Below are 12,783 nucleotides of genomic sequence, written 5' to 3' on the forward strand. Positions count from 1 at the left end.
GAGCGGGAGGAGCGGGACGCGGCGCTGCTGCGGCGCCTGCTGGACGGCGGCTCGGCCGCCGCGCTCGCCGCCGCCGAGGCGGGCCTGCCGGCCGGCGGCGCGCTGTGGGTGCTGGCCGCCCGCCCGGCCGGCGCGGGCCGGGCGGGGCTGCCGCCCGTCCGGCCGCCGGCGCCGTCCGCGCTGCTGGACGGCCTGCTGTTCGCGGTGGCGGCGCGGCCGCCGGTGGCGCCCGGCGGCGCGGCGGCCGGGCTCGCGGGGCCGGCCGAGGCGGAGAACCTGGCCGCCGCGCGCCGCCTCGCCGTGTCCGCGCTCGCCGCCGCCGAGGCGACCGGGCGGACCGGCGTGGTGCACGTCGCCGAGGTCGCCGTCGTCGCGGCGGCGGCCGACCGGACCGACCTCACCGCGATCCTGCTCGACCGGTACCGGGCGGCCCGCGCCGAACTCGGCGCGAGCGCCGAGCCGGTCGCCCGCGCGGTGTGCGCCTGGCTGGAGGAGGGACGCGACGTCACCGCGGCCGCCGGACGCCTGTTCGTGCACCCCAACACGGTGCGGAACAGGGTCCAGCGGTTCACCGAGGCCACCGGCGTCGACGCGTCCGGCACGTTCGGCGGCGTCAACGCCTGGTGGCTCTGCCGCGCCTGGCTCGCCCCCGCCTAGCCTTCGGGCGGGGACATGGCGGCGTCCAGTTCGTGGGCGAGTTCCTCCAGCTCGCTGCCGCCGGCCATGAGCCCGGTCAGCTCCTCGCGGGTGATCTCGTCCTTGGTGTGGTAGCCGATGCTCTGGCCCCGGTTGAGGATCAGGAAGCGGTTCCCGACCGGGTAGGCGTGGTGCGGGTTGTGGGTGATGAAGATGACCGCGAGGCCCCGCTCCCGCGCCTGGACGACGTAGCGCAGCACGATCCCGGCCTGCTTCACGCCGAGCGCGGCGGTGGGCTCGTCCAGCACGAGGGCCTTGGCGCCGAAGTGGACGGCGCGGGCGATCGCCACGCACTGGCGCTCGCCGCCCGAGAGCGTCCCGATGGGCTGGTCGACGTCGCGCAGGTCGATGCCCATGGCGGCCATCTCGCCCTGGGTCGTCCTGCGCATGTGGTCGATGTCCATGCGGCCGAAGCCCTTGCGCTTCTCCGAGCCGAGGAAGAAGTTCCGCCACACCGGCATCAGCGGGACGACCGCGAGGTCCTGGTACACGGTGGCGATGCCGCGGTCGAGCGCCTCGCGGGGCGAGCTGAAGGCGACCTCCTCGCCGTTGACCTCGTACGTGCCGGTGTCGTGCCGGTGCAGGCCGGCGACCACCTTGATGAGCGTGGACTTGCCCGCGCCGTTGTCGCCGAGCACGCACGTGACCTCGCCGGCGGACGCCTCCAGGTCCACGTCCCGCAGCGCGATGATGTTGCCGTAGTTCTTGCCGACGCCCGTGAGCCGGATGAGCGGCGTATCCGTCATGACGACCGCTCCACTCTGCGCCGCACGATCAGGTTGACCACGGTCGCGATCAGCAGCATCGCGCCGAGGAAGAACCGGAACCAGTCGGGGTTCCACTCCGCGTACACGATGCCCTTGTTCGTCATGCCGAAGATGAACGCGCCGATGGCCGCGCCGATCGCCGACCCGTAGCCGCCGGTCAGCAGGCAGCCGCCGATGACCGCGCAGATGATGTACAGGAACTCGTTGCCGACGCCCTCGCCGGACTGGATCGTCGCGAACGCGAACACCAGGTGCATCCCGGAGAACCAGGCGCAGAACGCGACGCCCATGAACAGGCCGATCTTGACGCGGTCGACGGGGACGCCGACCGCGCGGGCGCTGGCGGCGGAGCCGCCCACCGCGAAGATCCAGTTGCCGACGCGGGTGCGCAGCAGGATCCAGGTCGCGATCGCGGTGAACAGCAGCCACCAGAACACGGTGATCTTCACGTTGACGCCGAGGACGTCGACGTCGGACGCGAAGATGGCGCGGGCGCCGGCGAAGCCGTCCATGTCGCGCACCGAGTCGCTCGCGACGTTGCCGGTGAGGGCCTTCGTCACGCCGAGGTTCAGCCCGGCGAGCATGAAGAACGTCGCGAGCGTGATGATGAAGCTCGGCAGCCTCGTCCGCACGTAGAGGATGCCGTTGACCATGCCGAGCGCCAGCGTCAGCACGAGCGAGACCCCCACGCCCGCCCACACGTTCAGCGTGAGCTGGTAGGAGGTCAGCGCCGCGATCAGCGCCGACGACGTCACCATCACCCCGGCCGACAGGTCGAACTCGCCGCCGATCATCAGCAGCGACACCCCGACCGCCATGATCCCGAACGTGGAACTGGCGTACAGCACGGTCGAGAACGACCCGGCGCGCAGGAACGCGTCCGCGACGACCGAGAAGAACACGAACAGCGCGACCGCGCCGAGCAGCGCGCCCAGCTCCGGGCGGCCCAGCAGCCGCCGCAGCGGCGACCGCCGGGCCAGGCGCTCGTCCGAGCCGGGATCGGCCACCGGGGGTGGCTCGGCCACGGCTCGCGTCATCGCGTCCCCCGGTTCGCGAACGCCTCCAGCCCACCCGCGTTGTCCTTGGTGACGATCGCCGGGCCGGTCAGCACCGGGCGCCCGCCGCCGAGGACGTTGCCGTTGTTCTTCAGCAGCCACAGCTCATCGACGGCCTCGTAGCCCTGCAGGTAGGGCTGCTGGTCGACGGCGAACTCGATCGCCCCCGCCTTGAGGGAGGCGATGAGGTCCTTGTTCAGGTCGAACGTGCCGATCTTCGCCTTGCTGCCGGTCTCCTTGACGGAGTCGACGGCGGTCGCGGCGAACGGGGCGCCGAGCGTCAGGATCCCGTCGATGTCCTTGTCGGACTGGAGCTTGGCCGTGATGGACGACTTGACGTCCGGCATGTTCGTGCCCTGGACGAACAGGTTCTCCAGGTCGCCGCCGAACGTCTTCTTCGCGCCGGCGCAGCGGGCCTCCAGGCCGACGTTGCCCTGCTCGTGGATGACGCACAGCGCCTTCTTCGCACCGATCTTCCCGAGCTCGGTGCCGGCCGCCTCGCCGGCGATGGACTCGTCCTGCCCGAAGTGCGCGACCGCGCCGAGCTTCGCCGAGTCCTCCGCGCCGGAGTTGATCGACACGACCGGGATCTTCGCGGCGGTGGCGCGCGCCAGGACGTCCTTCATCGCGTCCGGCTTGGCGAGCGTGACGATGATGCCGTCGACCTTCTTGTCGATGGCGGCCTGGACGAGCTGGGCCTGCTTGCCGCCGTCCGGGTCCGCCGAGTACAGGAACTCGACGTTGTCCTTGGCGGCGGCCGCTTGCGCGCCTTTCTGAACAATGTCCCAGAACGTGTCGCCGGCGCCCGAGTGGGTCACCATCGCGATCTTCAGCCGGGGGCCGGCGCCCTCGGGCGCCTCCTCGGACTTCTTCCCGCCCGAGCTGCTGCAGGCGCTCAGCGCCAGCAGCCCCGCGGCGGCCAGGACCGCGAGGCCCCTGGACGACCCGCGCGCGAAAACGCCTCTCATCGATTGCTCTCCGTTTCTCCCCACATGGCCGTTCTGAGGAGTTGACCATAGATGGTCGCGGCGTGGGCGGCGATCAAGCTCACAATTCGGCACCGGCCGACCGCCGAGCGCATCACGGGCGGCCGGCCGCCGAGGTCAGCGGCAGGCGGGGGTCGATCTCCTGCCCCGTCCAGGTATCGCGGATCCACGTGTGCGCGGGATCGTCGCAGATCCGCCAGGCCCGGTCCGGGGACGGCCCGGCCATCACGTTGAGGTAGTAGAGGTCGTGGCCCGGCGGCGCCATCGACGGGCCGTGCCAGCCGTGCGGGATCAGGACGGCGTCCCCGCTGCGGACCTCGGCGAGCACGTCGATGGGGCGTCCCGGCGAGCCGTAGACCCGCTGGTAGGCCATGCCGTCCCGGGCGACCTCGAAGTAGTAGATCTCCTCCAGCACCGACTCCCCCGGCCGGTCCTCGTCGTGCTTGTGCGGTGGGAACGACGACCAGCAGCCGCCCGGCGTGAGCACCTCGCAGGCGATCAGCTTCTCGGCGAACGGGAAGCCCTCGGGCGTCCCGAAGTTGTTGACCTGGCGGCTCGCCGCGCCCGCGCCGCGCAGTTCCACCGGCACCTCCTCGGCGGGCCCGTAGCGCGGCTCCAGGCGCGTCCCGCAGCGGGCGCCGGCCAGCGCGAACCGGCCGCGCCCCCGCACGGTGACCTGCGCGTCGCGCGGGACGTAGGCGAAGTCGCTGACCCGGCTGAACACGTCGCCGCGCCCCGCCAGCTCGAACCGCGAGCCGTCGCACTCGACGGCGCAGGATCCGGCGAGCGGCAGCACGATCGTCTCGAACTCGCCGGTGCCGAACGTGTGCTCGCCGCCGTCCGGCAGGTCGAGGACGCGCAGCGACGAGTGCGTCCAGCCGGCCGACTCGGGGGTGACGACGAGCCCGTAGGGGCCGTCCGCGGTAGCGCCGGCGGGCACGTGGTACTTCATGCGGTCTCCTTGAGGAGTGCTTCGACTTCGTCCTGTGCGGGCATCGCGTCGGAGCAGGCGAGGCGGGACGCGACGATCGCCCCCGCCGCGCCCGCGAACGCGATGAGGCGCCGCAGGTCCCAGCCGGACAGGAGGCCGTGGCAGACGGCGCCGCCGAACGCGTCGCCGGCGCCGAGGCCGTTCACGACGTCGACCTCGGCCGGCGGCACCCGCACCGTCTCACCGGCCGTCGCCGCGAGGACGCCGGCCGGGCCCAGCTTCACGATGGCGAGTTCGGGGCCGCGTTCGAGGATCGCCCGTGCGGCGGCCTCCGGTTCCCTCTCCCCTACCGCGACCTCGCATTCGCCGAGATTGCCCACGGCGACCTCGGCGTGCTCCAGGGCGAGCCCGGCCCAGTGCGGTGCCTCGCCCGGGTCGTCCCAGAGCATCGGCCGGTAGTCGAGGTCGATGACGGTCTGCCCCGGGTGTTCGGCGAGGGCGGCCAAGGTCGCCTCGCGGCTGGGTTCCTGGGAGAGGCCCGTGACGGTGGCCCAGACGATGCGGGCCTCACGGATCGCCTCAAGGTCCAGTTCCTCCGGACGGATCTCCAGATCGGGAGCCTTGGGGTAGCGGTAGAAGTACAGCGGGAAGTCGTCCGGCGGGAAGATCTCGCAGAAGGCCAGCGGCGTCGGCAGGCCGGGGACGGCCGTGACGTACCGGTCGTCGACGCCGTACCCCCGCAGCGCCTTGTGCACGAACCGTCCGAACGGGTCGTCGCCGGTTCGGGTGATGACGGCGGCGCGGCGGCCGTACCGGGCCGCCGCCACCGCGACATTGGTGGGACTGCCGCCGAGGTACTTGCCGAACGACTCGACGTCCTCCAGCGGGACGCCGACCTGGTGCGGATAGACGTCGACGCTCACCCGCCCCATCGTGATGAGGTCGAAGCTCATCGGCGCGCCCCCGTCATCGGCGTACTTCCTCGGTGCCGACGATCCGCCCTTCGCGCATGGACAGCTCGCAGGCCTCGGCGAGGTAGAACGCCTCCAGGGCGTCCTCGGGCGGGCACGGGTTGGCGCTGCGGCCCGCCGCCACGTCCACGAAAGCCCGGATCTCCGCGTCGTAGGCGTCGGAGAAGCGCTCCATGAAACCGCTGTAGGCGGGCCTCGGCCCGGCGTCGAGTTCGGGCAGCGGCGTCGCGGGCGTCCGCTCGTCCATGCCGGTGACGACGCTGTCCTTGGAGCCGAACAGCTCCAGCCGCGCGTCGTAGCCGGCGGCGTTGTAGCGGGTGGCGGACACGACGCCGAGCGTCCCGTCGTCCAGGACCAGCAGCGCGGAGCCGGTGTCGATGTCGCCGCACTCGCGGAAGAAGTCCTCGCCCCGGTTGCCGCCGGCGGCCATCACGCGGACGATCTCGCGTCCGGTGACGAACCGGATGAGGTCGAGGTCGTGGATGACGCAGTCGCGGAAGAGCCCGCCGGACGAGGGGACGTACTCGGCCGGCGGCGGCGACGGGTCGAAGCTGCTCGACCGGACGGTGTGCAGCCAGCCCAGCCGCCCGGACGCGAGCGCCTCGCGGGCCGCCGCGTTCCCGGCGTCGAAGCGGCGCTGGAAGCCGACCTGCACCGGGACGCCCGCGGCGGCCGCCGCCTCGACGGCCTGGAACGTTCCATTGAGGTCCGAGGCGAGGGGCTTCTCGCAGAAGACGGGAATTCGCGCGGCCACGGCCCGCTCGACGAGGGCCGCGTGCGCGTCGGTGGCCGCCGCGACGACCAGGCCGTCCAGGCCGGCCTCGAACAGCTCCCCGACCGTGCCGAGCGCCCGCGCCCCGGACGGAAGGCGGGCGGCGAGGTCGCGTGCGCGGGCGGCGTCCGCGTCGGCGATGGCCAGGGCGTCCACCTCGGGCAGTGCGCAGAGAGCGGCGGCGTGGCGCGCACCGATGCGCCCCGCGCCGGCCAGTCCGATCCTCATCGATCCCCTCCCGGTCGGCGGTCAGGTGAGCCCCGAGTGTGACTGGACCGTTCCACGCACGTCAATGGCGTCCTGTCCCGCCACCGGTAATCGAGGTGACCGAAATAGCCGGGGCTACGCTGGGTGGCCGGCGGAGCGCGGTGCGGGGCCGGGGCGGCATCGAGGCCGCCTGGGCTGTGCCAATACTGGGACCAAGCGCTAGTTTTGCCCCATGCGGATCTTCGTCACCGGCGCCTCGGGGTTCGTCGGGTCCCACACCGTCCGCGCCCTGCTCGCCGCCGGGCACCGGCCGCGCGCGCTGGTCCGCGACCCCGGCAAGGCGGCCCGGGTGCTGGCGTCCGTCGGCGTCGCCGCCGAGGACGTCGAGCTCGTCAAGGGCGACATGCTGGACGAGGGCGCCGTGTCGGCGGCGCTCGCCGGCTGCGACGCGGCCGTCCACACCGCCGCCGCGATCGACGTGACCGGCGGCGACCGCGACCTGGTCGAGGTGAACGTCCGGGGCACGCGCAACGTGGTCGGCGGCGCCGTCGCGCACGGCCTCGACCCGGTGGTCCACGTGTCCACCGTCGCGGTGTTCGTCCCGCCGTCCGGCCGGGTCATCACCGCGAACGACTCCCTGGCCGAGCCCCGCACCGACTACGGCAAGTCCAAGCTGGCGGCCGAGCGCTACGTGCGCGGCCTGCAGGCGGACGGCGCGCCGGTCACCATCGTGTACCCGGGCGGCGTGTGCGGGCCGGAGCAGCCGACGCTGGACGCGCTGATGGAGGGCCTCGCCGCGGCGCTCGGCAAGGTGTGGCCGCTGCCGGGCGGCGGCGTCTCGGTCATCGACGTCCGCGACCTCGGCGAGGCGTTGGCACGTTCCGTCGAGGCCCGGCAGGGGCCGAGCCGCTGGGTGCTCGGCGGCCACTACCTGACCTGGCGGCAGTACGCCGACCTATGCGACCGCCTCACCGGCGTGAGGTGCCGCCGCATCCCCGTCCCATCCCGCGCCATGCTCGCGCTGGGCTCCGCCCTGGACGCGGCCAAGCGCGTCCGCCGCTTCGACTACCCGCTCACCCGCGACGCCGCCGAGTTCATGGTCACGCTCGTCCCGACCGATGACCGCCCCATCCTGGACGCGCTCGACCTGACGCTGCGTCCCGTCGAGGAGACCGTCGCCGACGGCCTGCGGTGGCTGGTCCGGAGCGGCCACCTGAACCCGCGCCGGGCCGGCCGGCTCGCCGCCCCCGAGGAGAAACCGATGCCGACTCTCGTCCAGCGCACGTTCGGGCCCGTCTTCCACCGCGTCTCGGGCGCCGAATGGTTCGCCAAGGTGGGGCCCAGGGTCGTCCCGCCGCTCGACCGGACGCTGCACAAGGTGACCGGCGGCAGGCTCCTGCTCGGCCAGCTCCTCGTCCCGAGCCTCGTCCTGACCACCACCGGCGCGGTGAGCGGGCTGCCCCGGCGAACCCCGCTGGCCTGCCTGCCCGACCCGGCGGGCGGCTGGTACGTCGTCGGCTCCAACTTCGGCCGCGAGAAGCACCCCGCCTGGACCGGCAACCTCATCAGGACCCCCGAGGCCGAGGTCAGCTTCCGGGGCCGCACGACCCCGGTCACCGCCCGCCTCCTGGATGACAAGGAGCGCAAGGAGATCTGGCCCCGCCTCACCGCCGTCTGGCCCGTCTACGACAGCTACGTAGAACGCGCCCACCGCGAGTTGAGGGTCTTCCACCTGACCCCCCGCTAAGCCGGCTAGGAGCCGCGGAGGGATCTGGAGAGGCGGCGGCCCAGGAGGAGGTAGGCGATCACCACGCCTGCCACGTTCAGGAAGACGTCGTCTATGTCGAAGGCCCGTCCCATGACCAGGAGGCCCTGGATCGTTTCGATGGCCAGGGAGAACATGCCGGTGAGCAGGGCGAGGCGTATGGGGCCGCGCAGGGTCGTCCAGACGAGCGGGAGCAGGACGCCGAGGGGCGCCAGGAGCGCGAGGTTGCCGCCTATCTGGAGGACCGCCTCCTTGGTGGGGCGGTCCAGGTAGAAGCGCAGCGAGCGGCCCGGGTCGGTGTTGCCGCCCGCCTGGCCGTTGTCGTGGACGGGCGTCAGCGTGAGCTTGAACGCGAAGTAGAAGAAGACACCGAGCAGGCCCAGCGCGATCAGCACGACGAGGGCGCGCAGGGCGACGATGTACCACGGGACCCGTTCGCCCGGCGCCGCGGGCTGCCACATCTCCACCAACACCCGGCTCGTCGTCCCCGGGCCGCGCCGGACTATGTGCACCGGTTCATTCCGGCTCGCCCGTAATGCGGGCATGCGAACGCCCGCGCCGCGGAGGGCGCGGGCGTTCGCCCCGGGTCAGGCCGCCACCGCGGTGGTGGCCGGCTCCAGTGCCAGGTCCAGCACCTCGCGGACGTCGCTGACGGTGAAGACCGTCATGTTCTCCAGCACCTCGGCCGGGACGTCCTCGAGGTCGGGCTCGTTGCGCTTCGGCACGATCGCGGTCGTGATGCCGAGCCGGGACGCGGCGAGCAGCTTCTGCTTCAGGCCGCCGATCGGCAGCACCCGCCCGGTCAGCGACACCTCGCCGGTCATCGCCACGTCCGCGCGGACCGGGCGTCCGGACAGCAGCGAGGCGAGGGCCGTCGTCATCGTGATGCCGGCGCTCGGGCCGTCCTTCGGGATCGCCCCGGCGGGCACGTGGACGTGCACGCCGCGGTCCTTCAGGTCGCCGACCGGCAGCTCCAGCTCCGCGCCGCGCGAGCGCAGGTAGGACAGCGCGATCCGGGCCGACTCCTTCATGACGTCGCCGAGCTGCCCGGTGAGCGTCACGCCGGTGTCCCCGGTCTCCCTGTCGGCCAGCGACGCCTCGATGTAGAGGACGTCGCCGCCCGCGCCGGTGACCGCGAGGCCCGTCGCCACGCCCGGCACGCCGGTGCGCCGCTCGTTCCGGCTCAGCTCGACCTCCGGGGTGAACCGGGGCCGCCCCAGGTACTCCTTGAGGTCGGCCGCGCCGATCGAGACCGGCAGCGACGCCTTCCCCAGCGCCACGTTCGCGGCGACCTTCCGCAGCACCCGCGCGATCGAGCGGTCCAGGGACCGGACGCCCGCCTCACGCGTGTACTCGGCCGCCAGCAGCCGCAGCGCGTCGTCGCCGAAGCCCACCTCGGACGCCTCCATCCCGGCCTTGTCGAGCTGGCGCGGCAGCAGGTGGTCGCGGGCGATGGTGACCTTCTCGTGCTCGGTGTAGCCGTCCAGCTCCACCAGCTCCATCCGGTCGAGCAGCGGCCCGGGGATGGCCTCGACCACGTTCGCGGTGGCGAGGAACAGCACGTCGCTCAGGTCGAGCTCGACCTCCAGGTAGTGGTCCCGGAAGGTGTGGTTCTGCTCGGGGTCGAGGACCTCCAGCAGCGCCGCCGTCGGGTCGCCCCGGTAGTCGGCGCCGACCTTGTCGACCTCGTCCAGCAGGACGACCGGGTTCATCGAGCCGGCCTCGCGGATCGCCCGGACGATGCGGCCGGGGAGCGCGCCCACGTACGTGCGGCGGTGGCCGCGGATCTCGGCCTCGTCCCGGACGCCGCCCAGGGCGACGCGGACGAACTCGCGTCCCATGGCCCGCGCGACCGACTCGCCCAGCGAGGTCTTGCCCACACCGGGAGGACCGGTCAGCGCCAGCACGGCGCCGCTCCTGCGTCCGCCCACGACGCCCAGGCCGCGCTCTTCGCGGCGCTTGCGGACGGCCAGGTACTCGACGATGCGCTCCTTCACGTCGTCCAGCCCGGCGTGGTCGGCGTCGAGGATCTCGCGGGCGCCCGCGATGTCGTAGGCGTCCTCGGTGCGCTCGTTCCACGGGATGTCGAGGACGGTGTCCAGCCACGTGCGGATCCAGCCGCCCTCCGGCGAGGCGTCGGACGACCGCTCCAGCTTGTCGACCTCCTTCAGCGCCGCCTCGCGCACCTTCTCGGGGAGGTCCGCGGCCTCGATCCGGGCCCGGTAGTCGTCCTCCTCGTCGGCGGGGTCGCCGTTCAGCTCGGCCAGCTCCTTGCGGATGGCCTCCTGCTGCTGCCGCAGCAGGAACTCGCGCTGCGTCTTCTCCATGCCCTCCTGGACGTCCTTGCGGATCGTCTCCGCCACGTCCAGCTCGGCGAGGTGGTCGCGCGTCCAGCCGATCAGCAGCTCCAGCCGCTCGACCACGTCGACGGTCTCCAGGACCTCGATCTTCTGCTCGTCGGTCAGGTACGGCGCGTAGCCGGAGTTGTCCGCCAGCGTGGACGGATCGTCGATCTGCTGAACCACGTCCACGACCTGCCATGCGCCGCGCTTCTGCAGGATCGCGCTGACCAGGCCCTTGTACTCCTTGGCCAGCTCCTGGGCCCGCCCGGACGCGGGCGGCGCCTCCAGCACGGTCCCCTCGACCCACAGCGCGGCGCCCGGCCCGGTCGTCCCGGTCCCGATCCGCACCCGCGAGACGCCGCGGACGACCGCGCCCGGCTCGCCGCCGGGCAGCCGCCCCTCCTGCTCGATCACGCCGAGCGTGCCGACGTCGGAGTACCGCCCGTTCAGCCTGGGCACCAGCAGCACCCGCGGCTTGCCCGCCGACCGGATGCCCGGCCCCCGGGACTGGGCCACCGCCCGCGCGGCCTCGATGGCCGCCCGGACCTCGCCGTTCTCGGACAGGTCCAGGGGGACCACCATGCCGGGCAGAACGACCCCGTCTTCCAGGGGCAGCACCGGCAGCGTCAGGGTTTCGCTCATGCTCAGCTCCAAGTCCATCGACGACCCAACCTCAAGTTGAGTCATACACACTCAAGAAAACGGAGCAGCATTTTGTTTCCGCAGCAACGTTCGCTCTCAGCGATCACTGCCCGCGCTCTGCATCGCCGCGCACCAGGTCGTGGGCGTCCTCGGCGAAGGCGAGGACGCGCGCCGTGGCGTTGTCGGCCCGCCACAGCAGGCCCCATCGCAGCGGCGGAGCGTCGGTGAAGGGGATGTAGGCGACGTCGGGGCGGGCGTAGTAGCGCCTGGCCTGGGCGCCGACCGGGAAGACGCCGCGGCCGGCGCCGATGAGGGTGAGCATCTCGTTGAAGGTGGCGGCCGAGGCGCCCTCGGCGATCGGCCGTCCGGACGGCGTCGCGCCGGGCGTGCGGTCGCGCCTCAGCGACTCGGGCAGCGTGTCGGGGAGCTGGAGCAGGGGCGTCCGCGCCAGGTCCTCCAGGCCGACGGACGAGCGGCGCGCGAACGGGTGCCCGACCGGCACGGCGAGCATGCGCGCCTCCGACACCAGGACCGGGCCGGTGGCGATGCCGGGTTCCTCGACCGGGAAGGTGCCGAGGGCCAGGTCGACCTCGCCGCCGCGCAGCCACGGCATCAGATCGGTCATCTGCGCCTCGCGGAGCCGGACGTCGCAGTCGGGGTGGCGCCGGCGGAACAGCTCGGCGGCCCCGGCCAGCAACTGGCCGCCTGCCGCGCCGACGAACGCGACCCGCAGGGTTCCGGTCAGGCCGCGGCCTGCGGCGACGGCCTCCTCGAAGGCGTCGGTGACCTGCTCCCACGCGGGACGCAGCCGCTCGTGCAGCCGCCGTCCCGCCGCCGTCAGCTCCACCCGGCGGCTGGTGCGCTCGAACAGCGGCACCCCGACGCGGCGCTCCAGCTTGGCGATGGTCTGGCTGATCCGGGCGGTGGACACGTGCAGCCGCTCGGCGGTGCGGCCGAAGTGCAGCTCCTCGGCGAGGGTGAGCAGGGCCTCGATCTCGTGCCGCTCCAGCATGTGCGTCCCCCATCGTTAAGTCTGCCTTGACGATCGTTGCACAGCGGCGCGTTGATCCGCCATGGGCCGGCCGCGAGGGTGGAACCGCTCGACGACTACTCTGACCTGTACGGGGAGACACTCATGTACGTCACCGAGGGACGTGCCCTATCCGCACCGGCCGCCGACACCGGCGCCGTCGCGCGGGAGCTGCGGGACCGCGCCGAGATCCTCGACGCGCTCTACCGGTTCGGCCTCGGCCAGGACCTGAAGGACGGGGACCTGTTCGCCTCCGCCTTCGCCGCCGACGCCGAACTGGACTTCCGCCCGGCGGCGGCCCGCTGGGGCGGGCACCCGCCGCTGATGACCGGACGCGACACCATCGTCACCACGATCCTGGCGCTGTTCACCGGCCGGGTGGACACCACCCACCAGATCACCAACCCCCGCATCGCCGTCGACGGCGACACCGCGCGCCTGACCGCGCTGGTGGAGGCCCAGCACCTGCTGACCGCCGACCACGGCACGTTCGCCCTGCTGAAGAACCCCTACGACGTCGAACTGGTCCGGGACGGGGACCGCTGGGTGGTCCGCCGCATGCGCATCGACAACACCTGGTACACCGGCGACCCCGCCGCGATCTTCGGCTGACCTCCCC

General features: G+C 72.9%; 12 protein-coding genes. 3 read left to right on the forward strand and 9 right to left on the reverse strand.

Going from position 1 to position 12,783, the window contains the following annotated elements; all coding sequences use genetic code 11:
* A partial coding sequence (locus tag E1284_RS31465) for a helix-turn-helix domain-containing protein (protein ID WP_131943794.1) occupies window positions 1-657 on the forward strand: 657 nt, incomplete at its 5' end.
* On the opposite strand, the gene E1284_RS31470 is transcribed toward E1284_RS31465, so the two are convergent.
* From E1284_RS31470 to E1284_RS31495, 6 genes are all read right to left on the reverse strand, one after another.
* Window positions 654-1,442, reverse strand: coding sequence for an ATP-binding cassette domain-containing protein (locus E1284_RS31470; protein WP_131943795.1), 789 nt, complete (start codon window positions 1,440-1,442; stop codon window positions 654-656). The two genes, E1284_RS31465 and E1284_RS31470, sit on opposite strands and share 4 nt — an antisense overlap.
* Window positions 1,439-2,488, reverse strand: coding sequence for an ABC transporter permease (locus tag E1284_RS31475; RefSeq protein WP_243714857.1), 1,050 nt, complete (start codon window positions 2,486-2,488; stop codon window positions 1,439-1,441). The genes E1284_RS31470 and E1284_RS31475 overlap by 4 nt, the downstream gene beginning before the upstream one ends.
* A gap of 8 nt (window positions 2,489-2,496) precedes the next feature.
* Window positions 2,497-3,486 (reverse strand): sugar ABC transporter substrate-binding protein, encoded by a 990-nt coding sequence (locus E1284_RS31480; RefSeq protein ID WP_131943797.1) that lies wholly within the window; start codon window positions 3,484-3,486, stop codon window positions 2,497-2,499.
* A 112-nt stretch (window positions 3,487-3,598) separates the two neighbouring features.
* Entirely contained in the window at window positions 3,599-4,456 is an 858-nt protein-coding gene (iolB, locus tag E1284_RS31485; RefSeq protein WP_131943798.1) for a 5-deoxy-glucuronate isomerase, read from the reverse strand.
* Window positions 4,453-5,388 carry a 5-dehydro-2-deoxygluconokinase gene (gene iolC / locus E1284_RS31490; RefSeq protein ID WP_131943799.1) on the reverse strand — a complete coding sequence of 312 codons (936 nt, stop codon included), beginning with the start codon at window positions 5,386-5,388 and terminating at the stop codon, window positions 4,453-4,455. The genes iolB and iolC overlap by 4 nt, the downstream gene beginning before the upstream one ends.
* A 13-nt stretch (window positions 5,389-5,401) precedes the next feature.
* Window positions 5,402-6,406: a Gfo/Idh/MocA family protein gene (locus tag E1284_RS31495; RefSeq protein WP_131943800.1), complete on the reverse strand. Its 1,005-nt coding sequence runs from the start codon at window positions 6,404-6,406 to the stop codon at window positions 5,402-5,404.
* Window positions 6,407-6,617: 211 nt separating this feature from the next.
* On the opposite strand from E1284_RS31495, the gene E1284_RS31500 reads away from it, so the two are divergent.
* Window positions 6,618-8,132, forward strand: coding sequence for a nitroreductase family deazaflavin-dependent oxidoreductase (locus E1284_RS31500; protein ID WP_131943801.1), 1,515 nt, complete (start codon window positions 6,618-6,620; stop codon window positions 8,130-8,132).
* Window positions 8,133-8,137: 5 nt separating this feature from the next.
* On the opposite strand, the gene E1284_RS31505 is transcribed toward E1284_RS31500, so the two are convergent.
* The 3 genes from E1284_RS31505 to E1284_RS31515 form a co-directional block, all read right to left on the reverse strand.
* Window positions 8,138-8,623 (reverse strand): VanZ family protein, encoded by a 486-nt coding sequence (locus E1284_RS31505; RefSeq protein ID WP_243714858.1) that lies wholly within the window; start codon window positions 8,621-8,623, stop codon window positions 8,138-8,140.
* Between the two features lie 114 nt (window positions 8,624-8,737).
* Window positions 8,738-11,134: an endopeptidase La gene (gene lon / locus E1284_RS31510; protein WP_131943802.1), complete on the reverse strand. Its 2,397-nt coding sequence runs from the start codon at window positions 11,132-11,134 to the stop codon at window positions 8,738-8,740.
* 103 nt (window positions 11,135-11,237) lie between these two features.
* Window positions 11,238-12,146, reverse strand: coding sequence for a LysR family transcriptional regulator (locus E1284_RS31515; protein WP_131943803.1), 909 nt, complete (start codon window positions 12,144-12,146; stop codon window positions 11,238-11,240).
* A gap of 123 nt (window positions 12,147-12,269) precedes the next feature.
* Here E1284_RS31515 and E1284_RS31520 point away from each other — a divergent pair, with 123 nt between their 5' ends.
* A complete protein-coding gene (locus E1284_RS31520; protein ID WP_131943804.1) occupies window positions 12,270-12,776 on the forward strand; it encodes a nuclear transport factor 2 family protein in 507 nt (168 codons plus the stop codon).
* The last annotated feature ends 7 nt before the right edge of the window (window positions 12,777-12,783 follow it).

It is taken from the genome of Actinomadura bangladeshensis (genome assembly GCF_004348335.1).
In the GTDB taxonomy this organism is placed as follows: Bacteria; Actinomycetota; Actinomycetes; order Streptosporangiales; family Streptosporangiaceae; genus Spirillospora; species Spirillospora bangladeshensis.

Excerpts from the sequence above, each read along its gene's own strand:
- E1284_RS31500 (WP_131943801.1), top strand. The coding sequence starts at position 6,618 with ATGCGGATCTTCGTCACCGGCGCCTCGGGGTTCGTCGGGTCCCACACC.
- E1284_RS31495 (WP_131943800.1), bottom strand. The coding sequence starts at position 6,406 with ATGAGGATCGGACTGGCCGGCGCGGGGCGCATCGGTGCGCGCCACGCC.
- E1284_RS31470 (WP_131943795.1), bottom strand. The coding sequence starts at position 1,442 with ATGACGGATACGCCGCTCATCCGGCTCACGGGCGTCGGCAAGAACTAC.
- E1284_RS31480 (WP_131943797.1), bottom strand. The coding sequence starts at position 3,486 with ATGAGAGGCGTTTTCGCGCGCGGGTCGTCCAGGGGCCTCGCGGTCCTG.
- lon (WP_131943802.1), bottom strand. The coding sequence starts at position 11,134 with ATGAGCGAAACCCTGACGCTGCCGGTGCTGCCCCTGGAAGACGGGGTC.
- iolB (WP_131943798.1), bottom strand. The coding sequence starts at position 4,456 with ATGAAGTACCACGTGCCCGCCGGCGCTACCGCGGACGGCCCCTACGGG.
- E1284_RS31515 (WP_131943803.1), bottom strand. The coding sequence starts at position 12,146 with ATGCTGGAGCGGCACGAGATCGAGGCCCTGCTCACCCTCGCCGAGGAG.
- E1284_RS31520 (WP_131943804.1), top strand. The coding sequence starts at position 12,270 with ATGTACGTCACCGAGGGACGTGCCCTATCCGCACCGGCCGCCGACACC.
- iolC (WP_131943799.1), bottom strand. The coding sequence starts at position 5,388 with ATGAGCTTCGACCTCATCACGATGGGGCGGGTGAGCGTCGACGTCTAT.